General features: G+C 41.4%; 27 protein-coding genes and 1 other RNA gene. 6 read left to right on the forward strand and 22 right to left on the reverse strand.

From position 1 onward, the window contains the following. Positions 1–43 precede the first annotated feature (43 nt). Both ssrS and BVI01S_RS19520 read right to left on the reverse strand, forming a co-directional pair. A non-coding RNA gene (gene ssrS / locus BVI01S_RS19515) (6S RNA) lies at positions 44–231 on the reverse strand. Between the two features lie 97 nt (positions 232–328). Beyond that, complete coding sequence (locus tag BVI01S_RS19520; RefSeq protein WP_034759086.1) at positions 329–766, reverse strand: peptidylprolyl isomerase; 438 nt, start codon at positions 764–766, stop codon at positions 329–331. A gap of 189 nt (positions 767–955) precedes the next feature. On the opposite strand from BVI01S_RS19520, the gene BVI01S_RS19525 reads away from it, so the two are divergent. Next, the gene (locus BVI01S_RS19525) at positions 956–1,252 is read left to right on the forward strand and encodes a phage holin family protein (protein ID WP_051758260.1); all 297 of its coding nucleotides are present in this window, start codon (positions 956–958) and stop codon (positions 1,250–1,252) included. Positions 1,253–1,310: 58 nt separating this feature from the next. On the opposite strand, the gene BVI01S_RS19530 is transcribed toward BVI01S_RS19525, so the two are convergent. Continuing rightward, entirely contained in the window at positions 1,311–1,832 is a 522-nt protein-coding gene (locus tag BVI01S_RS19530) for a type 1 glutamine amidotransferase domain-containing protein (protein ID WP_034759083.1), read from the reverse strand. A gap of 420 nt (positions 1,833–2,252) precedes the next feature. Beyond that, positions 2,253–3,134, reverse strand: coding sequence for an NAD(P)-dependent oxidoreductase (locus BVI01S_RS19535; RefSeq protein ID WP_174523044.1), 882 nt, complete (start codon positions 3,132–3,134; stop codon positions 2,253–2,255). Between the two features lie 169 nt (positions 3,135–3,303). On the opposite strand from BVI01S_RS19535, the gene BVI01S_RS19540 reads away from it, so the two are divergent. Next, positions 3,304–3,564, forward strand: coding sequence for a YbyB family protein (locus BVI01S_RS19540; RefSeq protein WP_034759080.1), 261 nt, complete (start codon positions 3,304–3,306; stop codon positions 3,562–3,564). Positions 3,565–3,606: 42 nt separating this feature from the next. On the opposite strand, the gene BVI01S_RS19545 is transcribed toward BVI01S_RS19540, so the two are convergent. From BVI01S_RS19545 to BVI01S_RS19565, 5 genes are all read right to left on the reverse strand, one after another. Next, positions 3,607–3,963, reverse strand: coding sequence for a YidH family protein (locus tag BVI01S_RS19545; protein ID WP_034759077.1), 357 nt, complete (start codon positions 3,961–3,963; stop codon positions 3,607–3,609). Positions 3,964–4,052: 89 nt separating this feature from the next. Further along, the gene (locus BVI01S_RS19550) at positions 4,053–5,180 is read right to left on the reverse strand and encodes an MBL fold metallo-hydrolase (RefSeq protein ID WP_061811290.1); all 1,128 of its coding nucleotides are present in this window, start codon (positions 5,178–5,180) and stop codon (positions 4,053–4,055) included. Positions 5,181–5,305: 125 nt separating this feature from the next. Beyond that, positions 5,306–5,602, reverse strand: a complete 297-nt coding sequence (locus BVI01S_RS19555; protein WP_034759071.1) for a rhodanese-like domain-containing protein — start codon at positions 5,600–5,602, stop codon at positions 5,306–5,308. Positions 5,603–5,640: 38 nt separating this feature from the next. Beyond that, positions 5,641–6,006, reverse strand: coding sequence for a rhodanese-like domain-containing protein (locus BVI01S_RS19560; protein WP_174523045.1), 366 nt, complete (start codon positions 6,004–6,006; stop codon positions 5,641–5,643). Positions 6,007–6,161: 155 nt separating this feature from the next. Then, a complete protein-coding gene (locus BVI01S_RS19565; RefSeq protein ID WP_061811291.1) occupies positions 6,162–6,533 on the reverse strand; it encodes a hypothetical protein in 372 nt (123 codons plus the stop codon). A gap of 236 nt (positions 6,534–6,769) precedes the next feature. On the opposite strand from BVI01S_RS19565, the gene BVI01S_RS19570 reads away from it, so the two are divergent. Beyond that, positions 6,770–7,450, forward strand: a complete 681-nt coding sequence (locus tag BVI01S_RS19570) for a response regulator transcription factor (RefSeq protein ID WP_061811292.1) — start codon at positions 6,770–6,772, stop codon at positions 7,448–7,450. After that, positions 7,447–8,850 (forward strand): sensor histidine kinase, encoded by a 1,404-nt coding sequence (locus BVI01S_RS19575; protein WP_034759063.1) that lies wholly within the window; start codon positions 7,447–7,449, stop codon positions 8,848–8,850. Before BVI01S_RS19570 ends, BVI01S_RS19575 begins: the two co-directional genes overlap by 4 nt. 39 nt (positions 8,851–8,889) lie before the next feature. Here the strand turns inward: BVI01S_RS19575 and BVI01S_RS19580 are convergent, their stop codons facing one another. From BVI01S_RS19580 to BVI01S_RS19635, 12 genes are all read right to left on the reverse strand, one after another. Further along, the gene (locus BVI01S_RS19580) at positions 8,890–9,810 is read right to left on the reverse strand and encodes a DUF1002 domain-containing protein (RefSeq protein ID WP_034759060.1); all 921 of its coding nucleotides are present in this window, start codon (positions 9,808–9,810) and stop codon (positions 8,890–8,892) included. A gap of 241 nt (positions 9,811–10,051) precedes the next feature. Continuing rightward, positions 10,052–10,828, reverse strand: coding sequence for a sulfite exporter TauE/SafE family protein (locus tag BVI01S_RS19585; RefSeq protein WP_034759056.1), 777 nt, complete (start codon positions 10,826–10,828; stop codon positions 10,052–10,054). 78 nt (positions 10,829–10,906) lie between these two features. Then, positions 10,907–12,034 carry an MBL fold metallo-hydrolase gene (locus BVI01S_RS19590; RefSeq protein WP_061811293.1) on the reverse strand — a complete coding sequence of 376 codons (1,128 nt, stop codon included), beginning with the start codon at positions 12,032–12,034 and terminating at the stop codon, positions 10,907–10,909. Between the two features lie 24 nt (positions 12,035–12,058). After that, the gene (locus BVI01S_RS19595) at positions 12,059–12,631 is read right to left on the reverse strand and encodes a sulfurtransferase TusA family protein (protein WP_061811294.1); all 573 of its coding nucleotides are present in this window, start codon (positions 12,629–12,631) and stop codon (positions 12,059–12,061) included. Between the two features lie 48 nt (positions 12,632–12,679). Beyond that, complete coding sequence (locus BVI01S_RS19600; RefSeq protein WP_034759048.1) at positions 12,680–13,159, reverse strand: DsrE/DsrF/DrsH-like family protein; 480 nt, start codon at positions 13,157–13,159, stop codon at positions 12,680–12,682. 49 nt (positions 13,160–13,208) lie between these two features. Next, positions 13,209–13,436, reverse strand: a complete 228-nt coding sequence (locus tag BVI01S_RS19605; RefSeq protein ID WP_034759045.1) for a sulfurtransferase TusA family protein — start codon at positions 13,434–13,436, stop codon at positions 13,209–13,211. A gap of 76 nt (positions 13,437–13,512) precedes the next feature. After that, the gene (locus BVI01S_RS19610; protein WP_034759043.1) at positions 13,513–13,773 is read right to left on the reverse strand and encodes a metal-sensitive transcriptional regulator; all 261 of its coding nucleotides are present in this window, start codon (positions 13,771–13,773) and stop codon (positions 13,513–13,515) included. Positions 13,774–13,954: 181 nt separating this feature from the next. Next, positions 13,955–15,208 carry a M24 family metallopeptidase gene (locus BVI01S_RS19615; RefSeq protein WP_034759040.1) on the reverse strand — a complete coding sequence of 418 codons (1,254 nt, stop codon included), beginning with the start codon at positions 15,206–15,208 and terminating at the stop codon, positions 13,955–13,957. Positions 15,209–15,339: 131 nt separating this feature from the next. Beyond that, positions 15,340–16,299: an ArsA family ATPase gene (locus BVI01S_RS19620; protein ID WP_061811295.1), complete on the reverse strand. Its 960-nt coding sequence runs from the start codon at positions 16,297–16,299 to the stop codon at positions 15,340–15,342. A 19-nt stretch (positions 16,300–16,318) separates the two neighbouring features. Next, a complete protein-coding gene (locus BVI01S_RS19625) occupies positions 16,319–16,576 on the reverse strand; it encodes a cory-CC-star protein (RefSeq protein ID WP_034760674.1) in 258 nt (85 codons plus the stop codon). 69 nt (positions 16,577–16,645) lie between these two features. Continuing rightward, on the reverse strand, positions 16,646–18,385 hold the full coding sequence (locus BVI01S_RS19630; protein ID WP_034759035.1) for a carbon starvation CstA family protein: 1,740 nt from the start codon (positions 18,383–18,385) through the stop codon (positions 16,646–16,648). Between the two features lie 199 nt (positions 18,386–18,584). Next, positions 18,585–18,989: a sporulation protein gene (locus BVI01S_RS19635; protein ID WP_034759032.1), complete on the reverse strand. Its 405-nt coding sequence runs from the start codon at positions 18,987–18,989 to the stop codon at positions 18,585–18,587. Positions 18,990–19,122: 133 nt separating this feature from the next. Between BVI01S_RS19635 and BVI01S_RS19640 the strand changes: the two genes are divergently transcribed. Then, positions 19,123–19,458: a YckD family protein gene (locus tag BVI01S_RS19640; protein WP_034759027.1), complete on the forward strand. Its 336-nt coding sequence runs from the start codon at positions 19,123–19,125 to the stop codon at positions 19,456–19,458. 63 nt (positions 19,459–19,521) lie between these two features. Here BVI01S_RS19640 and BVI01S_RS19645 read toward each other — a convergent pair whose 3' ends face one another. Beyond that, positions 19,522–20,541 (reverse strand): threonine aldolase family protein, encoded by a 1,020-nt coding sequence (locus tag BVI01S_RS19645; protein WP_034760672.1) that lies wholly within the window; start codon positions 20,539–20,541, stop codon positions 19,522–19,524. A 229-nt stretch (positions 20,542–20,770) separates the two neighbouring features. Here BVI01S_RS19645 and BVI01S_RS19650 point away from each other — a divergent pair, with 229 nt between their 5' ends. After that, positions 20,771–22,027 (forward strand): helix-turn-helix transcriptional regulator, encoded by a 1,257-nt coding sequence (locus BVI01S_RS19650; protein ID WP_051758259.1) that lies wholly within the window; start codon positions 20,771–20,773, stop codon positions 22,025–22,027. Positions 22,028–22,246: the final 219 nt, after the last annotated feature.

Consider the following 22,246-nt stretch of genomic DNA (forward strand, 5'->3'; position numbering starts at 1 on the left):
AAAAAAGCCAGCCCCCGATTGGGAACTGACTTGAGATACTAAGGTTTGAGCCACAGTTGCCGTAATGTGATATAAGAAAGTTTTAAACCACCACTCCTCAAAGTGGGTGTTTGCAGAAGGTTTCCTGTCGTCCTCAGTCGTGGAGGCTTGACATTCCAACTTCGATGTAAAACTCCCTATTACAGTTTAAAGGTTAAAACTTCGTTATGATTACGAACAACGCAGCCTGTATTAGTATGATACAACATCAATTAAATTATTTCAACTGTTGTTTTTCTTCTAGTTGATTCAGAGTGATGCGAACGAAGCAAGGTCCGTCCCTCAACAATTATGCATCAAATACTTCGACTTTCTCCATTACGTCTCCGTTTTTCATTGATTTGGCGATGTCGATCCCTGAAGTCACTTTTCCGAAGACAGTATGAACGCCGTTAAGGTGAGGCTGTGGCTCATGTACGATGAAGAATTGGCTGCCTCCTGTATCTTTACCGGCATGGGCCATGGATAAAGAACCTTCTTCATGCTTATGAGGATTCCCTTCTGTTTCACATTTGATTGTGTAACCAGGGCCACCCATACCGTTACCGTTCGGGCATCCTCCTTGGCTTACGAAACCAGGGATGACACGGTGAAAGCTTAAACCGTTGTAAAAACCTTCGTTTGCCAATTTTTCGAAGTTTGCCACTGTTCCAGGTGCTTCATTTGGAAATAAATCAAATTCAATTTTTTCACCTGTTTGGAATTGTATGTATCCTTTTTTCGCCATATTAAACAGCTCCTTTTTTATTATAGGTCAATCAATATAATATCATTGAACATTTCTCATGTCACTTTAAAGGTTGGCCTGCATCCTACCATTTTTATTTTTTCTTACAGCGTAACTGGTTGTCATGAAGCTCCCGGAGGTGTGAATAAGCTATATAGAAGTCATTTATCATTATAGGGAGTGGACCATATGATTGAAAACTTATTAAGCGGCATTTCCATTGATCCTCAAGTCACCGTGCTCGTTCCCGTGTTATGGGTGCTTGGGTATGCTTTGAAGCGGACCCCTCATATCCCGGACTGGCTCATCATCTGGATTCTTTTACTGGTGGGTGTTGGAGCGAGCGGATGGACGTTAGGATTTGACTTTAACGGGATCGCAAATGGATTTATCGCAACGGGGGCTGCCATCACCACTCATCAATCAGTCAAACAGACCTTTTTCGAAAGGGTGAATGATCGAAATAAGAGAGACAAGAAGAAATAAAGAAAAAAAGACTGGCCTACAGGGAACGATCAGAGTTCCCCCGGCCAGTCCTTTTTCATCATTTAGCCAGCGTGTCAATGAATTCTCTCATATAATCAGGCAGATCAGGTGGTCTTCGACTGGAAACGATATGGCCGTCTGTCACGACCGGTTCATTCATCCAGATAGCCCCTGCATTTTCCATGTCGTCCTTTATTCCAGGTGTGCTTGTGACTTTTACACCCTGAAGAATCTTCGCTGAAATCAAGACCCATCCTGCATGGCAGATTTGGCCGATTGGTTTCTTACGTTCATCCATAGATTTCACCATGGCAATGACCTCTTCATACCGACGAAGCTTATCCGGGGACCAGCCTCCCGGAACAAGAATGGCATCATACTCTTCCGGATTGATGTCTTTAAATGCATATTCAGAAACAATCGGCACTCCATATTTGCCGATATACTCCTCATTGGCCTTTTCTCCGACAATATGAACCGTCGCTCCCTCTTCCCTCAAACGCAGGACCGGATACCATAGTTCCAGGTCCTCGAAGTCTGCACTGACCAATTGGATGATTTTTTTTCCGACTAACTTCATTTTGATTCCCTCCTCTATTATGTACACGATTATTGTCTAAGGAATCAACCCATATTGCAACCGATAACCTTAATTGTATGGACTATATTTCTTTATCGCGTTAATGATGGTCTTCGTTTGGAAATAGGAGACAAAGAAGGCAACCACGGTCATTATGGTACCAAATATGTATATCAATCTGGAAAATTGCCTGAATGAATTTTTTTTCAAGATAATCACCATACTTTCAGTAAATTTATGCATGCTCACCTATTATTCCCATATTGGATTGAAATATAAAGGGAAGTGGACATTGCTTTCAAGCATATAGTGCAGCCCACTAGAATCCTGACTTTATCGGAAAAATTCAAAAAACACCCCATAAAAGTTAGATTGGTTTCTAACTTTTATGGGGCAGTTCATTTCCTGAAACGTTTTATATTAAGCTTCCAATAGTCTGATTAATGCTTGAGTGCCACTATTTTCTTCGCCTTCTGCAGCAAGCTGCTCATATAATGAGAGAGCAAGTTCAAGACCGGGTGTCCGGAGTTCCATCTCTTTAGCTGAATGCAGGGCAATCTTAAGGTCCTTGATAAAATGTTTAACGTAAAACCCTGGAGCATAATCCTGCTTGATCATGCGGGGAACCAGGTTACTGAGGGACCAGCTGCCAGCTGCCCCTGATGTAATGCTTTTCAGTACAGTGTCTGGATCCAAACCAGATTTCTTTGCGTAAAGTAATGCTTCACTTACTCCCATCATGTTCGAAGCAATGGTGATTTGGTTACACATCTTTGTATGCTGACCCGCTCCTGGATTTCCTTGATAGACAACATTCGTACCCAGGAGTTCCAAAAGTGGTTTTGCCAGATTGAACGTGTTTTCTTCCCCTCCCACCATAATGGAAAGCCTGGCTTCTTTAGCTCCGATATCCCCTCCCGAGACGGGAGCATCCAATGTCGATATGCCCTTCTCCTTCCCCGATTTAAAGATTGCATCAGCGAGTGCCGGTGAAGAAGTGGTCATATCAATGGCAACCGATCCCTGTCTTAAATGGTGCAGTATACCGTCCCCACCAAGGTACAGTTCTTCAACATCTGAAGGGTAACCTACAATTGTGATCACGAGATCTGAAGCTTCAGCAAGCTCCTTTGGTGTGTCTGCCCATTTTGCACCACGATCTATGAGTTCCGAGGCTTTCTGTTTTGTGCGGTTATAAATAACCAGCGGAAATCCTGCCTCCAGAATATGACCAGCCATACTTTTCCCCATTACTCCTGTTCCAATAAATCCGATGACCGTCTCTTTCGTCAGTCTTTTCATTCCATCCACCCTCTCTTTGTCTACCATCCATGTTTATTTTCATCCATATTGAGAGGATTGTCCACTCCTTCATTATTTTGGCACCCCTCCCCTATGTTTAAATTCATGTGCGTCGGGAATACAAAGAACATACTAAATAAACGAATCACTTGAATGGAGGAGAATGAATATGAAAGTAAATAAAACGTTACTTGTTGGTGCAACCGTTACGGCTGGTTCACTTGGATGGATTCTATCATCGAAAGAAAAACGTAATCAGTTGCACAATGTGAAAGAAGGATTGGTTACGAAGTTTAAAAAGAAAAGAAAAGAAGATCTACCCGTTGAAAAAGGCGGAAATCCGGATCCTTCAAATATAGAAGACAACTCCATGGTTAGTGAAGGAGCTATGACATCCGTTCAATACTACAATGAACAAAAACAGGATTAAAATAAGCTGAACGCAGGGATTTATCCTTTTGCGTTCAGCTTCTTAATTTAATGAAAAGAAATAAACAGTCACAAGTAAAAGGACGATGGTGGCCACTACTGTCATCATTTTGATAAAGACATCTGCTGACACGAATGTTTGTGTATTGATGTGTCTTCTTGTTCTGTAATAATTGATGGTAGAGCCAATAATGATGGCAAACCCGATGAAAATCGAAATCACACTTATACCGGCGGCAATCCGGTCTTGAACAGGGTTCCCTTGAAGGGAATTAAAATGTAAACTTGTCGTTAAAAATCCTATTCCGATTATGGCAATGGCTGTACGGATCCAAGCCAAGAACGTCCGTTCATTAGCCAGGTGCTGCTGTATATATTTTGATTCATTTATTTCATTCATGTTGTTCACTTCCTTAAATATACCATTGCAGGCAAACATCCCATTAAGTTGGGATGTTTGCCTTCTTTACTTATAACGCATGAATCTCATCAGCGCACGGCACATCTATTTGGACCTGTTTCCATTTCACGTTTTTCATCTTCATCAGGATTGATTTTACCCATATTCGTTTCACGGATTTTCTCATAGCTGTTTGGTTGAGGCGGGAGGTTTTCTGTGACTGTTTTTCTGAATTCCTCTTCATCCTCTATGTTCAATCCATGATTCTCTTCATATAAGTCTCTCAGACGATGTGAGATTGAACCGTCATCATTCATTTCATCTATCGTCATATAGTGGGCTGGCAGGACAATTAAGTCATCGTTAAGGTTTTTATATCTTGAATACAATGTTTCCCGCAAGTCCCCTACCCAGTCCTCTGCTTTACCGGCTAAATCAGGTCTCCCAATGGAATCAATAAAGAGAATGTCCCCAGTGAGTAAATAATGCCGATCGACAATAAAAGAGGTACTTCCGATCGTATGCCCTGGCGAGTATACCGCTTCGATCAATGTATCACCCACCTTGATGCCCGTTTCATCTTTGACTTCTTTAAAGGTATACTGTACTTCTTCTGCATCTTTCGGTGGCAAATAATATGGTGCATCAAATTCGTTACTTAAGGATCGGCCACCGGAAATGTGATCTGCATGGAGATGGGTATCCAGTACTGCTTTTACTGATAGATCGTGATGTTGAATGAACTTCTTATAAGGCTCTATCAGGCGGCTGGGATCAATGAAAGCAACCTCGCCTTTGGATACAATCGCATAAGATAAGCACCCTTTCCCTATCCGTATGAATTGATAAAGGACACCCCCAGACACATCACCGATTTTTACAGGTTCAAGGTATTCGCTCCATGCCTGCATACCACCTTCAACTGAATAGATATTATTCATTCCTGCACCGGCAAGCATCTCAGCCGTTTTAGTCGAAGAATTCCCTTTTGCACAAATGACATAAATGGCTTCATTGTCTGGTAAAATGGATTGAACCGATTCAAGATTATCCTTCAACTCTGAAAAGGGTTTGTTGATGATCTTCACGTTTTTCCCTTCCACTTTCCAATCGTCAAATGCGTCCTTGGGACGAACATCCAAAATGAACATTCTATCTCCATTCATGATTTTTTGGGTAAGTTCCCCTGCTGTCAAATTCTTTACTGAAGTTGTCATAACCTATTTCCTCCCTTAGATTTATTATTTTCTCTTCGTATTTACATTATCCTAAAATTCAACTTTTAAACCTGTAGGGGTATTTGATTTGAGAAAATTTCAATATAAGGAATCGAGGAAGAGGCTTACTCAACTTTCCCTTCCCATGCAAGCATGCCGCCTTCCAAGTTGGTGACCTCATAGCCGTGATAAGCAAGAAACTTCACGGCACGGCTGCTTCTGCCCCCTGATTGACAGACTATGATGTATTCTTTTTTCTTATCCAATTCATTCATACGAAATTCGAGCAACCCTAAAGGAATATTGGTGCTCGTAGGGATTTTCCCATTCAGCACTTCAGCCGGCTCCCGTACATCAATGATATTAACTTGTTCCCCCGCAGATAATCTCCGGTTTACTTCATTGCTCAGGATCGTTTTCATATTAAAATTCCTCTCTTTCAATAATGGTTTTCATGGCACTAATGGGACCAGGAATTCATTCCTCCCTTAACGTTCGTTACAGAGGTGAATCCTTTCTTTTTAAGGATTTTGCATGCGTTTGCACTTCTCATACCACTTTGACAAATGACAATGATTTCTTTGTCTTTGTTTAACGTGTCAGCGGTTTGATGTAATGATTGTAACGGCATATTTTTAAATTGTTTAATATGACCGTGATTATATTCCCCTGGTGAACGTACATCGATGAATTGCCTGTTCTTATCTCCTAAAGTCGTTTTCAATTCACTTGTAGATAGTTGCTTGATATTCTTACCTGGTTTCTTGATCAATACATACACATAAATAAGTATGACTAACATAATTAATCCGAAAAATTCCAACATAAGCACCTCATTTCTTGATAAGCATGGACAATGTCCACTTGCTTTCTACATCTATATTATACCCCTATAGGTATTATGTCAAGGAAGATATCTATTGTTAATATGAACGGAAACATAAAAAAACCGGCTCAATAAGATGAGTCGGTTTAATCACTTTACCAATAATAATAGTAGCGTTTATGGGGACCTTTAAACGGGGTGTTCACGAGCTGTCCCCCGAGAAACCCTAAGCCCAGTCCAATCAATCCTGCTCCGATGGGGTTTATACCATACCCATAACCACCCGCCGGACCATAGGGGACAGGACCAAAGCCCGCCTGCGGGTATCCTTGCGGCGGATAACCCTGTGGACCGTAAACTTGCGGTGTGGCATAAGGTCCTTGAAAATAGGGTGTGTTTTGAGCCCCCACAGGACCATATCCCTGTGCCCCGCTGAGATAATCCCCTCCGTTCCCAAGGTTAGGGAAAGAGCCTGAGTTAAAAAAGGGCATTAAATTCTTTCTGTATATGGTACTCCTCTCATACATGTTCGTCACTCCTCTTTATTAGCCTATTATGAAAAGGAAAAAGGGGAAGGGCAAATGCCCTTGTTTTCGGAAAAGTATAGGACAAAGCGGCAAAAGTTCAACCACTAAGTTTTCCATGTTAAAATGTTGGAAGAAATACAGATCAAAAAAATCTGGAATCTCACAAATAATTCACTATTTTTATCTATAATAAAATTTGATGCAATTTTTATGTCATAAGGCTGGGTGTGAAGATGATGAAAAAATGGAATGTACTGATTGTAGATGATGAACCGGAAATGAGACAGCTGATCTCATTGTATTTAAACAGGGAGAATTATTTCTGTATTGAAGCCGAAAACGGTTTGGCTGCTCTTGATCAATTGAATAAGACACATGTCGATCTGATGATCGTGGATATAATGATGCCGTTCATGGATGGTTTCCGATTACTGGAAGAAGTAAGGGAGAATAGTCAAATCCCCTTTATCTTCCTATCTGCCAAGGGGGATGACCTGGACAAGGTAAAGGGGCTTAAACTTGGTAGTGATGATTATATGGTTAAACCTTTCAACGCTGATGAGCTTGTGGCGCGCATTGAAACCATTCTAAGAAGATCATATGGTGTACAGACACGTTCCATGGTCGAAAGGTTTGGGCCTGTTACATTTAATTTGGCATCCAGGACCGTGTCCGTCGGTGATCATTCTCCCCGTTTGACTCTAAAGGAATATGAACTTTTCTTATTTCTCGCACGGAATCAGGGACGAGTATATAAAAGGGATCAACTTCTGGATCAAGTTTGGGGAAGAGATTACGAAGGAAGTGATCGAACGGTTGATACCCATATAAAAACATTGCGGCTGAAATTAAAAAATTACGGGGCGTTGATCGAGACGGTATGGGGACTCGGTTATAAATATGAGGGATCTCTTTGAAAAACGTAAACCTGACCCTCAATAAAAAAGTCTCTATCCTATTGTTAAGCAGTCTATTTTTAACGATTGTCTTTTCGTTTCTTTTTATTCACTATCTCTACAAAGACCTCTATATAGGGACTGTGAAGGATTCACTCCTTTATCAGGGGCAGAGGACAGCTGCCCACTATCATTATGGGGATGTAAGCGGAAATATCAAGGACAAGATCCTCTGGTATAACGTCATCTCTCCCTATGAAGTTTCGGTTGTGGAGAACCTTGATGAATTAGGGAAGAGCTTCCCTTTTCTAATTGATCAAAAGCCCCTCATCAACCGCATGGATCGAAAAGAATTGGCGAAGGGCAATCATGTCATGAAAGAAGGATATGTAGACGAATTCAATCGGAAAGTGATAGGAGCCGTCTTTCCACTTATGAATGAGGATAAGTTAATGGGATATTTATTCATTTATATCCCTCTTGCTGAAATGACGGAAGTGTTCAGCAAAGGCATCCCCATTTTAATATTGGCAGGGGTCATGTTTTATTTCGTGCTTTTTTTGATCATCCAATCTTCACTGGATTCCTTGTTCAAACCTGTCAGGGAAATGCAAAGGTTCTCTAATCAAGTAGCCAACGGTAACTTTACGGAGCGTCTGGAAGTCACCACTAAAGATGAAATGGCTGAACTGGCACTCACGTTCAACAGTATGGTTGACTCTTTGCAGCACCAGGAGGATCGTAAGAGACAGTTCCTTTCGAATGTCGCCCATGAACTAAGGACTCCCCTCACGTACATCGGAGGGTATGCCAAAGCGTTGACCGACCGGGTACAAACAAATCCGGAAGAAATAGAAAAAAGCTTACACCTGATTCAAAAAGAGTCGGTGCGGATGCAGAAATTAATTACGGAACTCCTTGAATTGAATAAATTGGAAGATGCTGCATTTTCATTGGATATTGAACCGATGGTGCTGTCCCAATTCATTATGGACTCTTTAACACTGATCCGTCCACAAGCAGAATTGAAGCATATAGATATTAAACATACTTTAAATGAGGAATCGATCATTAACGGAGATCCAAACCGGGTGATGCAGGTGTTTTACAATATTTTGGACAATGCCCTGAAATATTCCCCGGAACGGACCTCTATCTCTATCCACTCCTATGAGAAAGATGGTAAGGCGGTTGTGAAGATTAAGGATCATGGGATTGGCATTCCGGGAGACTCATTATCCCAAATAGGTGAACGATTCTACAGATCTGATCTGTCAAGGCAAAGGAACACCGGTGGATATGGACTTGGTTTATCCATCGCCAAGGAAATCATGCATAAGCATAAAGGTTCCTTCTCTATCGAAAGTGAAGAAGGCAAAGGTACGACGGTATATCTAACGTTTCCTTTGCTGGAATTATAAAAGACTGAGTCGGATGACTCAGTCTTTTTTATCTTCGCATTATCCAAATAAATTTTTGATTGATTTAAAGAAATTCCCGATTGCCTCTAATAACCCGGTAAAGAAATCTGACACTTTCTGTCCAAAGCCTTCATCGTTCACAATTTCCTTAATGGTCGTTTGGATATCCTTCGTTAAGTCATCCAGCTGCTGTTGAACATTATCAAAATTAATATCAAGGGATCTCATCTTTTCAAATAGATCAATCAACAACTGACGATCCTCTGGACTTAGTTCTATATTCAATGATTGGAGCTTGTCTTCGACGATCTTCTCGACTTCCTCTTTCGTCGCAGGATCTTGTTCAGCAATTTCCTTTTTGATCTCGGTTAACAATTTACTGACTTCTTCCTTATCAATACCTGACTCTTTCGCGAGTTCAGTAGCAACGGATAATTCTTCATTGGCCACTTCCATCCGAACCGTATCAAGCTTCTCTCCACTCACATCATACGCTTTATAAATACCTACTAAAGCGGAATGACCGCTCACCTTAATCGGAGAGGCAACATCCACTACTGCATTTTCGACTCCCGCTGTTAATAGTGCATTTGAATACATGGAATTCGTAACCTCGGTAATATTCTCCGGTGTCACAATATTAACCTTTAATCCTTCACCCTTTTCCTTACGGGTGATCATGGCTGAAGAGAACATGCGGGCGTTCCTGTTTTCTCCGTCAATATACTTCACTAGATCCTCACCAGTGGCCGTAAACTCCTCCACTTCAGTTCCCTCATCCATACCCAATTGTTTTTGAACCTCTTTTTTTTGCTGGCTGGAGAGTGTTTCTCCATATACAACGATGGGCAGTCCGAATTTTTCATTAATGCTTGCTTTATCATTATCCGCGGCTGATGCTGGTTGAAGTCCGCTAACCATTAATGAACATAGTAAGATGATACCAATAAGCTTTTTCATGTGTATTCTCCCTTTTTTCATGATGAATAAAATCTTAGAACACATCCATTCATACATTGTACCGGTACTCATGAATATGTTCATCCATCCAGAGTCTTATTTCTATCTAATCATTAGACGAAAGAAACCTTCAGAAAGTTACAAGCCCCATTGATACATTACCACAAAAAAAAGCTTAGCTCCATGTACCACGATTCTTCTTCTGCAAGAAGAGCCACGGTATACAGTGCTAAGCAGCATTCTATAGGATATCAATCCAGATCTTAATAGCCGTTCCTAAAATCAATAGTGCTAATATCATTTGGAGAATCTTGGTGTTCATTTTCTTCCCTGCCATCGCTCCAAGTGGAGAGGCAATCAGACTTGCCACTACCATAATCATGGCTGGCAGGTAATCCACTTGCCCGGTGGTGATTTTCCCAACAGTCGACCCGATGGAAGAAATCAACGTAATGGCAAGAGAGGAAGCAATCGTCATCCTCGTAGGTATTTTCAGCACAACAAGCATGATGGGAACTAATAGAAAGGCACCTGCTGCACCTACAATACCTGCACCCACCCCCACGATGAGGGCTAGTATGGCAGCGAGCCATTTATTAAAAGAAACATCTTCCAGCTTCACATCATCTATCCCTTTTTTAGGAATGAACATCATGATGGCTGCAATGAGAGCAAGAATTCCATACACGATGTTAATTCCCGCTTCACTCATGAATTTTGAGCCATACCCACCAATGAAACTACCGATTAATATACTTACCCCCATATACGTAATGAGTGATTTATTCAGGTAGCCACCTTTTCGGTATGCCCACACTCCGCCAAGCGTTGCAAAAAATACTTGAACGGCACTGATGCCGGAAACTTCATGAGCGGAAAATGTAGCTACTCCCAACAAAGGCGGAATATATAAAAGCATTGGATATTTAATGATACTTCCTCCGATTCCAACCATTCCTGATATATAAGAACCGACGAAGCCGATTAGAAATATAGTTAAAATAAATGCCAAATCCACTTTGAGCCCTCCTCTTCTAATAAAATGGGAACCGCTCATGCAAGTTCCCATTGAAAATATTTATATCATCATCGTAAATTATCGAACAGCACAGCGATTTGGTCCGATTTCCATCTCCCGCTGCTTTTCTTCATCCGGCGTCACTTTTCCCATATTGGTTTCACGTATTTCCTGATAAGCATTCGGTTGTGGAGGCAGATTTTCAGACACAAGACTTCTGAATTCATCTTCGCTCTCAATGTTCAGTCCGTGATTCTTGGCATATAATGTGCCAAGTTTCTCACCTACAGAACCGTCCTCATTTAATTCTTCAATAATCATGAAGTGAGCGGGTAAAACGGTCAGATCCATGGAAAGATCTTTGTAGCGTTTGTACAGACTTTCTCGTAAGTCCCCTACCCAGTCTTCTGCTTTTCCGGCAAGATCAGGGCGTCCGATACTATCAATAAACAAAATGTCACCTGATAATAGATATTTCTCATCAATCACGAATGAGGTAGAACCAATTGTATGCCCTGGTGAGTATAGAGCATTAATATCGATGGTTGTATTTCCGATCTGTACTTTATTTCCATCTTCCAGTGCCGCATATTCAAATGTTACCTCTTCAGCATCTTTGGATGGTAACCAATACGTTGCTCCGGTTCTTTCTGCAATGGTACGGCCACCAGAAATATGATCCGCATGTAAGTGTGTATCGAATACATTTGTGATCTTTACATTTTTTGCTTTAGCGAAATCGATGAACACATCAGCCATACGTGTGGCATCCACAATCGCGGCTTCACCATTTGATACGACCATATAGGAAAGACACCCTTTACCCAGACGCACAAATTGATAAAGCTCTCCATCATTCGATAGGTCCCCTACCTTAACCGGCTCTAAATGTTCACTCCAAGCCTTCATGCCACCCTCCAGATAAGAAACGTCCTTCCCCTCACCTGAAAGCATTTCTGCAACCATGATGGAAGAGCCTTCTTTAGCACAAACCACAAGAATATCTTTATCTTCAGGCAGCTTACCCAAGATTTCTTCCACGCCGTCTAAAAGGTCGAAATAAGGAATATTCAAATATTCAACGTTTTCACCTTCGATTTTCCAATCTTCAAATGCATCCACGTTACGAACATCTAAGATGAATAATTCTTCTTTTTTCATTACTTTTTGTGCTACTTCTTTTGAATTCATTGGTTTTACAGCCATTATTTAACCCTCCTGAAAAATGAATTATTTAATATCCGACTCCAAGTCCCCAGACCAATCGCTCATACCCGGAACCACATTGAATACATTCGCAAATCCTTTTTCATCTAATAGTTGAGCTGCCAAGTCACTTCTGTTTCCTGTACGGCATACAACATAAACTTCTCTGTCTTTATTCAATTCATTCACACGGTTTTCAAGTTCCCCTAGGGGTATCGAAACAGCCCCAGGAATATGATTAAAGGCATATTCCGCTTTTTCGCGGACATCCAAAACGATCACATTATCATCGCTTAATTTACCTGCCAGTGTGGCGTTGTCTGTAACAGCCTCGTGTTTACGCTCAACTGTCTCTTCACCGCTTGATTTTCGGACGAAATGCTTAAGGACGTCCCCTTCTTCGATGGTGCCTAGATAATCATGGCCGGAACTCTTTGCCCATGCTTGAAGATCCGCCTTTGATCCTTTATCGGTAGCCTGAATTTCAATCACCTGTCCTGCTTCCAGGTTATTCATCGCTTTTTTTGTTTTTACAATCGGCATCGGACAAGCGAGTCCTTTTGCATCCAATACGAAGTTCGATTCAAGATTATTCATATAGAAACCTCCATTTACCTCATAGGGTATATTTGTTTTCAAAAAAAATTAAATGAATAAATTCACGTTTCCATTTTCGGCATCTGCCAAATAAGCTGCTACCCCAGCGTATTCGATTTCTTCCAATAATTCATCCTTGTGTAACCCCAACAGATCCATGGTCATGGTACATGCAACCAATTTAATTTCCTGTTCTCTTGCCATATCGATCAAATCAGGCAGAGGCATGGCATTATGCTTTTTCATGACACCTTTGATCATTTTCGGACCCATGCCCATAAAGTTCATGTTTGACAACCCCATTTTATCAGCTCCACGAGGCATCATTTTTCCAAACATTTTTTCCATGAATCCTTTTTTAACGGGTACCATTTCTTCTTTTCTCAAAGCATTCAATCCCCAGAACGTATGGAAGATCGTTACTTCATGATCATATGCTGCTGCACCGTTGGCAATGATATATGCTGCCATCGCTTTATCGTAATCGCCACTAAATAGAATAATATTGGTTGTTTTTCTCTCTGACATTGTGTCCCCTCCTATTTACTACAGGGGGTATATTCCCCCTCAAAAAAATTTAGCCTTTTTTTATCCAAAATGTAAATACATCATTTTCTTCATTCGAATCGAGTAATTCATGTCCTGTAGACTTAGCCCATGCTGTAAGATCACTTTTTGCACCTTTATCTGTTGTTTGAACCTCCAGGATTTGGCCGGATTCGATTTCTTTAATAGCCTTTCGAGTTTTTACGATTGGCATCGGACAAGCAAGTCCCTTTGCATCTAATACTTTATCTGCGTTCATGTGTGTTTCCTCCTCATTTTTTAAATACCCATAAGGGTATAATATACAATATAAAAAAAGATGTCAACCTTTTTCGTTATCGACTTTTCACTAATAGATTTACCGCTTCTTTCACGAGTGCTTCTGTACTTTCCCCGGATTCATGGGAGTCTGTTACACACTCAACAAGATTCATACTGACAATCAAACCTACGGATCGGTCAAGAGCTGTTTTGGCTGCGGAAAGCTGCGTGATGACGTCTTTACAATCTTCCCCTTGCTCCATCATTCTTAAAATCCCCCGGAGCTGCCCTTCCACACGTTTGATTCGATTCTTCATTTGTGCATTGTATTCCATCAAGACACCTCCTGTTGGCTTGTTGTTTTCTTGCTACATTCACTATAATATACCCTACTAGGTATTAAGTCAAGGGGGAGAATCACATTTTTTCAAAATGATCATTATTAGGCAGGGGCATATAAGACTGATTACAATCATTCCGTGCCATCAGTCTTATTTCTCCTGTAAGGGAAACTGATTAGATCAGATAAAACGTGGTTTGTCTTTTCGCCATATATTCCAGTCGGTTCTGGATGAATGCAACGGGCTCCTCCAGATATATGGGGATGATTTGATCCCACTCAGGAATATATTGTTCTATATTGAACTCCAGTGCATAACAGGTATTGGCGGTGAGGGGCAGATCGCCTTTGATGGGAATATCACTTTGCTGATCATATAAGCCGATTAAGGCACCGGCTTCATGACAGTGATTTCCCAGTGGATGTGAATACAGCATCGCCTCGATTTCTTCCTCCCTTGCCTTTTTCATTGCTCTTTGAAATACTTCATTCCCCGTTCTTCCGACTTTCATTTCCCCGGTTATGATATCTTCGAACCTTAAAGCGGTTTGGAATGCGGATTGAAGTCCTTCAGGAGCTTGCTCCTCACCCGGATGAAGGACATATGCAAGCTGTTGGGTATCCGTTGCGAGGCCCAGGTATCGAATACCAAAATCCAGATGCACGATATCTCCAAAACGAATAATCTCTCCCTCTATGCGATCCATCACCGATCCCATTCTTTGCAGATCCACAGTAGGATAAAAGGAGGTATCCAAACCAGCGTCCAATACCCGTTGTCGTATCCATTCCACAACATCTTCGGTAGTGGTGATCCCAGGGTGAATCACTCTCCGGGATAACGCTTCTTCTGCTATCATCCTCCCAAGCTCGGCAATTGCAGGGTATGCCACTAATTCCTTGGTGGTTCTGATCGATAGCCAATCCACAATGACATGTTGAGCAGATACAAATTTATGTGAGTGCTCATCTAACAGCATGCTCAGTTGCTGAAAACAGGAATGGCTCAAACCATCCGCTGCGGCAAATGTCGATGAATAATTCAATGCGATCGAATCAGGATTGTACTCATCCACTAGACGTTTAAGGCATTCCCATTGATCACACTCTTCCGGATTCCATGCTCTTTCATAAAACGGTTCAAAATTCGGATTGGGATGCAAAACCCATTTCTTCAGGTTCTGGCCATCCTCCAAATAAAATACAAGGATGGTCAATCTTCTCGAACCATCAACTGAGGTAGGGTATAGACTCATGAGGACAGGATCTTCGTTATATTCCCTCCCTGCCGTGATCCACATGTCTACCTTGTGTTTTTTCATTAAAGCAGGTAACAGGGTATTCAGACGATGAAACAGCCAGCGATTTTGGGTTTCTTCCCTCTTTTTTAAGGGAAGAATGGCAGATAGATATTTATTCTCACTTTCCATGTGAACGACTCCCTTGTTTTATGGATCATTACACTTTCGACAAAATCATCTATTTTCCCTTCCCAACGCAAAAATGACCATTGAAGAACTTCCCCAATGGTCACGCTCATTACTTATGTATACCTCCCGAATCAGTAGATTCCCTCTTCTTTGTAAATGGATTTCTGAAGATGGGATGCAAATCCTTCCAGATGAGAAAGCGTACAGATATCTTCTTCTAATAGAGGGACTTCGTATAGTGATTGGTCTGTGAATCTTTCCTGCATCATACGCAAGTAGACTTTTTCCTGTTCTCTTCTTTTCTGCAAGAACTCTCCATCCGCTTGATTCGGCAGGATTTTATTCACAATCAGCCCACCAATATTAAGTGAATGAGAGGACATCAATTCAATCGCCTTTTCTGTTTCAAGAATCGGCAGTCTTTCTGGTATAAGAACGAAAATAAAACCTGTTTTTTTTCGATCAAGCAGAATCTCTCTTACTTTCGAAAACTTTTCCCGGCGTTTTTGGAGGATATCGTAAATGGGGTCCTCAACCGGTTCACCATCATTCAAAAGCTGTGAATAATTTTTATTTGTCTTCTTTCTTCTCTCAAGCATTCCATCCATCCAGACTCCCATTAATTCCGGTAGAGATAATAGTCGGATCGTGTGTCCTGTAGGGGCTGTGTCGAAAATGATTTTATCATATTCATTTCCTTCTTCGAGGATGATCGAAACGATCCGATCAAATAAGGCAGCTTCTTCAGCCCCTGGTGCAGAAGAAGCCATATCAATTTGCCGGTGGACTTCACTCACCATATTGGACTTTACCATACCTTTAAGATTCCCTTTCACCTCGTTGATGTATTGACGAGTTTCCGCATCTGGATCAATTTCGATCCCCCATAGATCGTCCGATAACGGAGTCGCATACCCGTTAATTTCCCTGTGAAATATATCCCCAAGGTTATGTGCGGGATCTGTTGAGACGATCAGCGTTTTCTTCCCCATCTTTGCAAACATGACGGCCAGTGCAGATGCCGTAGTCGATTTTCCGACTCCTCCTTTGCCCCCCACAAATAGAATGGATTGATTCAGTAAATCATTCATGAATTCCCCTCCTTTCATTTTAGCAGCATCTGATTCCATCCAGTGGAGAATGTTCCATCCCCATTCGTAAATGCCAATCATGAAATTTTTCGATCATATATGGATAGAGTTCCAGCGTGTAATAAAATACAGGGTTAGGTATCCCTATCATATCCGAATAGAGCAGCAATAAGAATAAATCCTCTTCGTCCCTCAACTCCCTGGCGATTTCCGTTTTGTGGGGAAGACGGATCATATCATCATATAATTTCATTACCCTTTTAAATTTGTCCATCATGGTTGTATCCAAGTGAACCCTCCTTCCTACTAAAAAGGGGACCCCGATTCGAGTCCCCTACTTCCATACTTACACCGAGAACTGAGAAGGATCATCACCTTTTTTAGACAGGGAAGATGCTGCTGTGATGAGAATCCACAGGGTAAAGATCAAGATGATGCTTCCAAAGATGAAAAGGAGCATATTCCCTTCCGATTCCCCGGCACCTGACCATTCAAAGACAACCTGATTGATCATGGCCCAAAGCGTCATAAACATCAGAAACAACATCGGGATCAATGTAGCCAGGTAATTTCTCCCCTGTCGCTTGAGCCAAATGGTAATCAGAAGTAGACTGATTCCTGCCAACAACTGATTCGAGGTTCCAAACAAAGGCCATAGGAGATATCCACCTGATCCGAATCCTTTAGGGCCCTGAGGCAATAATGTCAAAGCCGCACTTGAAACCACTGCAATCGTAGTCGCAACGTGCGCGTTCGTTAATGAAAGTACTTTGTACTCCTCACCCAATTCAGAGATGATGTATCGCATCAGACGGACGGATGAATCCAGGGTTGTGGCCGCGAAGCTTACAATGATGACGGAAACGATCGTTGCGGCAATATCCGCCGGAATCCCCACTCCTGTCGCAAGTTGTCCAGCACCTTTAATGAATACGCCCAATCCCGCTCCACTTGCTGCAGCAAATCCACTGTATGTCGCTTGGAATTCTTCCACATTAGGGAAAAATGTAATACAGGCAATGATGGCAATCAGGGCAAGTGCCCCTTCCCCTACCGCTCCTAAATAACCGACGAAGCGGGCATCTGTTTCCTTGTTCAGCTGCTTTGAGGAGGTACCTGATGACACCAGTCCGTGGAAACCTGAAATCGCACCGCACGCAATCGTAATAAATAATAAAGGGAACCAAGATACATCTGCAGATCCATTTGTCATCGGTGCAGTGATCTCTGGATTAGTGAACAGTAGACCTAGATACAGCAATCCGAGACCCACGATCAGTTGATGTGAATTGATATAATCACGAGGCTGTAATAGTTTCCATACGGGAAGAATGGAAGCTATGTACACGTAAATCATCAGAATAACGATCCACACTAGGAAAGCCATGCTCGTGGAGCTTAAACCGAATAATGAAGTCGCTTCCTGCCCACCGAAATATCGCACCAGATCGATTTGCAGAAAATCTACCCGGCTTGCGATGACCGCTGATGCATACATGACACCGAGAGCCACGATTGATGGCAATAACATGCTCCCATTACGTTTGTATACGGAATATCCGATCCAGACAGCCAGCGGAATTTGGATAAACACTGATAATACACTTGCTGGGAACGTAATGAATAAATTGGCAATGACCCAGGCAAAAACCGCATTCACCATTAACACCAGAATTAAAATAATGAATAAAAAAAGTACTTTTGCCCTCTTTCCAATCAACTTATTGGCTAATGAGCCAACGGATTGGCCTTTATTTCGAACCGACAGCACCAAAGTCCCGAAATCATGGACACCTGCTGCAAACACGGTACCGAAAATCACCCAAAGAAAAGCAGGAAGCCATCCCCAGTACACGGCTATAGCAGGTCCTACGATAGGAGCAGCACCTGCAACGGAAGTGAAATGGTGACCCCAAAGAACAAATTTATTCGTCGGCACGAAGTCGACTCCGTCTTTATACTGGTGAGAGGGTGTCACGTAATTCGGGTCGAGCCTGTACACTCTCTCCGCAATAAGAGTTGAATAATATCTATACCCTACCAGAAACACGATACCCCCTATGACCGCTAACCAAATTCCTCCCATCAAATTCCTCCTTTATCCAATAGTTTTCACATACTTTAAATGTCTGAATTTTTTGAATGTATGCGCTTACTACATTTTACATTGGGTTTTTATGGATTTCAATAAGAACTTAGTACTCTTTGTCATGACATTCATTACTCCTGCATACATTAAACATTCAAAAAAAGGACCGATTCATTTGGAGAATCGGTCCTTTTTTTCATCGAACAAATATACTGTCCTCATCTGTGGGATCCACGGCCTGGGGTATATCCACCGTTGTCCTTAAAATGGTTTGTTCCGTTTCAGTCGTCTTAGGGTGTCGGGCATTTGTAGGGAATTCAAATGGAATCCTTTTTTCCTCCCCAGCCTTAATCGTCCCTATGCTGTCCAGTGTGATCGTATTTAAATCCTTCTCATGATAAGAAAAATCACTATCCTGTTTATCTTGTTCATACTTTAGGAGAAGTAATAGTTGAACTTCGTTTACCGGCTGATCGGCCATTCCCCCTTTTAAGACGACATCCCCCTTGATGTGGTCGCCGGGTGAAATCTCTGTCGTGTGCACGATGGTATCCACCTTCACATGACCTATACCGATACTTGATAAAAACTTATTTAACATTGATCCTAACCCCCTCATTCTGGTTCTACTCCATCTAATACTAGCAATTCCCCTGCCGATTCGTCCACTCTTACATATTCTTCTAATACACTGCAAAGAATATAAGAGAATCTTCAGGAAGGAGGAAATAATTATGAAAAAGATAGTGGTTTCAATTGCAGCAGCCCTCATCATCAGCCTTGGATTCAGTTCCATCGTCTCTGCAGAAGGTCAAGGTCAGGCACCTGGGCAAAAGGTGAATCTGACAGAAGACCAAAAAGCAGAACTTGGTAAATTGCACGAACAGATGTATTCAACGAAAAAAGAACTTGTGAAGAAATACGTGGAGTACGGTGTCTTTACCAAAGAACAAGGCGATAAAGTGCTGAACATGATGGAAGCAAAACATCAAAAGCTAAAAGAAAATGGTTATATGATGAGATGGCATCCTCACCCTCATCATGGAAAACAACTTGATCACAAAGAATAAAGGTGGAAATAGGGCACGTCCTGCCCTATTCCGTTTCCTGAACCAGCCACAGGAAATGATTGGCTAAAATTGAGCCTTAAGTATCCGGGACACTTCCCCAATGTCTTCCATAGAGACATCATAATGAGTCGTGAAGCGGACCAGGGTAGGTCCAAACGTCACGGCCAATATTCCTTTTCTCTCTAATTCTTCTACAAACTGTGCTGCTGTCATCCCTGTGCCCGATACATCAGCCACTACAATATTAGTATCCACTTCATTAATGATTTCAATCCCGTTACATGTTTGAAAGGTTTCTTTGAGGATTCTTGCTTTTTCATGATCTTCTGATAAACGTCCTCTCATCTTGTTCAAAGCAATCAATCCTGGAGCCGCAATCACCCCGGCTTGTCTAAGTCCCCCACCCAGACGTTTTCTCCACTTTCTAGCCTTCTTAATAAAGTGTTTGTCACCTGCAATGATTGAACCTACCGGTGCACCCAAGCCTTTCGATAAACAAATTTGAACGGTATCACAGTGATCCGTGAACTCCTTTACGTCACGACCACTTGCGGCAACGGCATTAAAGAGCCTGGCTCCATCAATATGTACCGGTATGGAGTGCTTCCTGGCAATGGTATGAATGGCTTGCATGTTTTCCGGTGAAACGATTGCCCCTCCCGCACGGTTATGGGTATTTTCCAGACAAATCAAACCCGTTTCAGGAAAATGCTGATCTTCCGTACGAATTGCAGCTTCTATTTCACCAGGATCCATTTCTCCATTGGTCCCTTTAATCGTCCGGGTTTGAACGCCTGCGAAAGCCGCAACTGCTCCTGATTCGTAGTAAAAGATATGCGAATCCGTTTCTAATAGAATTTCATTTCCCGGTCTGGTATGGGTCAATACCGCAATCTGGTTCCCCTGGGTCCCGCTTGTGACGAATAATGCTTCCTCTTTCCCAAGAATACTGGCTGCTTCCTTTTCAAGCCTTAGGATAGTAGGGTCTTCACCATACACATCATCCCCCACTTCAGCCTCATAAGCTGCCCGTCTCATTTCCTCCGTTGGTTTTGTTACCGTATCACTTCGTAAATCAATCACAATGACCATCCTCCTTAATAACTTTCACTAGATTCATTATAACAAAGGATATTAATCGGTGAATCATGGTGAAATAAAACCATTCAAATAACCAAAATCCCTCCTTTCTACCCATTAAAAAATATAATTATAGGAATATTCCAAATCTTCCGGCTTCATTTATGTTATTATGTTCAATATTCTGGTTCATAGGTTGGAAATTTATATCCTTCAAGAGGAGAAGAATCATATGAAGATTGGTTCTAAGATCCGTTTCCACAGACTCAAACAAAAGTTAACTCAAGAAAATCTATCTAAAGGCATCATTTCAATATCTTATCTATCGAAACTCGAAAATAACCAAGTGACACCTTCAGATGATATCGTCCATTTACTGTGCGAGCGCCTGGGGTTAAATCATCCAGTTTATCGCCCTAACCAGCTAAATGAGCTTCTCGAAAAGTGGAATCATGCATTGCTTTGGAATAAAGAGGATGAAGCACGTTCCACCCACAAGCTCATCCAAAGGGATCTTGATCAAACCGATGATGTATCGTCCCATTTTTTTTATAAAATCCTCTGCTTCCGGGTTCAATTATTAAGGGGCGATTTAACGGAAGCTTTCAGTCATTTGAGCCATATTCAAACGAATTATAAGGACCTATCCGACAAGCATAAATTTTACTTTCACAAGTATAAAGGAAATTACTACTATCTAATGAAGGAATACGAAAAAGCCAAAGGTGAATTGAAAGAAGCCGAAACTTACTTTGTGCTTGGAAATGTTGTAAATGAAGAAGAAAGGGCAGATTTATTTTATCTATTCAGTTTAGTCTTGACACGTTTACACATGTATCGTTTAGCCATTTACTACGGAGAAAAAGCCCTCTCCATCTTTCAGGGGGTTTATTACCAGAAAAGGTGCGCAGAGGTGCATTTATTGTTGGGCATCTGCTATCGTAGGATCCGGAATGGAGAGGACGCCGTAAAGCATTATGAATGGGCTAACTTCATCTCTCAGTCCATTCAATATACGTCTTTGCATTCCAAAATCGAGCAAAATTTTGGATACCTTAAATCTTTCATGAATAAAAGCGATGAAGCCATCCAGCATTTTGTGAGAAGCATTGAATTAAAGGAATCTGACGACGAAGGAAAACTCTATTCGATTCTTTCACTTGTCAAAGAGCATTATAAACTGAATCAACGTTCAGAAGTTCAATTCTGGTTATCAAAAGGATTGGAGCTTTGTTCAAAAGAAAGATATCCCGATAAATTTTATCAATTATCTTATTATCAATTTGCACTGAATGAATTTCTTAATGGATTTGAGTATTTTATGAAGGAATGTGCACTGCCTTACTTTAAGAAAAACGGTTCTCTTCTATTATATGCTGAGTATTCTAAATTCCTTGGCCAATATTATCAAAGAATTAGAAAATACAAACTTGCTGCATTCCATCTAAATGAATCCAATATCATTTATGAAGAAATGCTGCCTTTATAAGGAGGTGGTTAAAAAATGAAAAAGCTGAGAAAGTTATTGATCATCACCAGTCTAACAGCTATGGCCCTTTCCGGCGTGGTCGTCATGAACACAAATGAAGAAGAATTCCCGCCGTTCTCAACTAAACTATAAATATAATCAGCACTGAGGCTGTATAATTAATTCCATTTATTCTAAAGAAGAACAATAAAAAATGAATTGAAATCACATGTTACACCG

This window comes from Rossellomorea vietnamensis NBRC 101237 (assembly GCF_001591825.1).
GTDB lineage: Bacteria > Bacillota > Bacilli > Bacillales > Bacillaceae_B > Rossellomorea > Rossellomorea vietnamensis.

Excerpts from the sequence above, each read along its gene's own strand:
- BVI01S_RS19630 (WP_034759035.1), bottom strand. The coding sequence starts at position 18,385 with ATGGGAGGAATTTGGTTAGCGGTCATAGGGGGTATCGTGTTTCTGGTA.
- BVI01S_RS19520 (WP_034759086.1), bottom strand. The coding sequence starts at position 766 with ATGGCGAAAAAAGGATACATACAATTCCAAACAGGTGAAAAAATTGAA.
- BVI01S_RS19560 (WP_174523045.1), bottom strand. The coding sequence starts at position 6,006 with ATGTTGGAATTTTTCGGATTAATTATGTTAGTCATACTTATTTATGTG.
- BVI01S_RS19640 (WP_034759027.1), top strand. The coding sequence starts at position 19,123 with ATGAAAAAGATAGTGGTTTCAATTGCAGCAGCCCTCATCATCAGCCTT.
- BVI01S_RS19565 (WP_061811291.1), bottom strand. The coding sequence starts at position 6,533 with ATGTATGAGAGGAGTACCATATACAGAAAGAATTTAATGCCCTTTTTT.
- BVI01S_RS19620 (WP_061811295.1), bottom strand. The coding sequence starts at position 16,299 with ATGAATGATTTACTGAATCAATCCATTCTATTTGTGGGGGGCAAAGGA.
- BVI01S_RS19590 (WP_061811293.1), bottom strand. The coding sequence starts at position 12,034 with ATGGCTGTAAAACCAATGAATTCAAAAGAAGTAGCACAAAAAGTAATG.
- BVI01S_RS19600 (WP_034759048.1), bottom strand. The coding sequence starts at position 13,159 with ATGTCAGAGAGAAAAACAACCAATATTATTCTATTTAGTGGCGATTAC.
- BVI01S_RS19595 (WP_061811294.1), bottom strand. The coding sequence starts at position 12,631 with ATGAATAATCTTGAATCGAACTTCGTATTGGATGCAAAAGGACTCGCT.
- BVI01S_RS19540 (WP_034759080.1), top strand. The coding sequence starts at position 3,304 with ATGAAAGTAAATAAAACGTTACTTGTTGGTGCAACCGTTACGGCTGGT.
- BVI01S_RS19570 (WP_061811292.1), top strand. The coding sequence starts at position 6,770 with ATGAAAAAATGGAATGTACTGATTGTAGATGATGAACCGGAAATGAGA.
- BVI01S_RS19635 (WP_034759032.1), bottom strand. The coding sequence starts at position 18,989 with ATGTTAAATAAGTTTTTATCAAGTATCGGTATAGGTCATGTGAAGGTG.
- BVI01S_RS19555 (WP_034759071.1), bottom strand. The coding sequence starts at position 5,602 with ATGAAAACGATCCTGAGCAATGAAGTAAACCGGAGATTATCTGCGGGG.
- BVI01S_RS19625 (WP_034760674.1), bottom strand. The coding sequence starts at position 16,576 with ATGATGGACAAATTTAAAAGGGTAATGAAATTATATGATGATATGATC.
- BVI01S_RS19535 (WP_174523044.1), bottom strand. The coding sequence starts at position 3,134 with ATGAAAAGACTGACGAAAGAGACGGTCATCGGATTTATTGGAACAGGA.
- BVI01S_RS19580 (WP_034759060.1), bottom strand. The coding sequence starts at position 9,810 with ATGAAAAAGCTTATTGGTATCATCTTACTATGTTCATTAATGGTTAGC.
- BVI01S_RS19650 (WP_051758259.1), top strand. The coding sequence starts at position 20,771 with ATGAAGATTGGTTCTAAGATCCGTTTCCACAGACTCAAACAAAAGTTA.
- BVI01S_RS19550 (WP_061811290.1), bottom strand. The coding sequence starts at position 5,180 with ATGACAACTTCAGTAAAGAATTTGACAGCAGGGGAACTTACCCAAAAA.
- BVI01S_RS19525 (WP_051758260.1), top strand. The coding sequence starts at position 956 with ATGATTGAAAACTTATTAAGCGGCATTTCCATTGATCCTCAAGTCACC.
- BVI01S_RS19545 (WP_034759077.1), bottom strand. The coding sequence starts at position 3,963 with ATGAATGAAATAAATGAATCAAAATATATACAGCAGCACCTGGCTAAT.
- BVI01S_RS19530 (WP_034759083.1), bottom strand. The coding sequence starts at position 1,832 with ATGAAGTTAGTCGGAAAAAAAATCATCCAATTGGTCAGTGCAGACTTC.
- BVI01S_RS19610 (WP_034759043.1), bottom strand. The coding sequence starts at position 13,773 with ATGGAATACAATGCACAAATGAAGAATCGAATCAAACGTGTGGAAGGG.
- BVI01S_RS19605 (WP_034759045.1), bottom strand. The coding sequence starts at position 13,436 with ATGAACGCAGATAAAGTATTAGATGCAAAGGGACTTGCTTGTCCGATG.
- BVI01S_RS19615 (WP_034759040.1), bottom strand. The coding sequence starts at position 15,208 with ATGGAAAGTGAGAATAAATATCTATCTGCCATTCTTCCCTTAAAAAAG.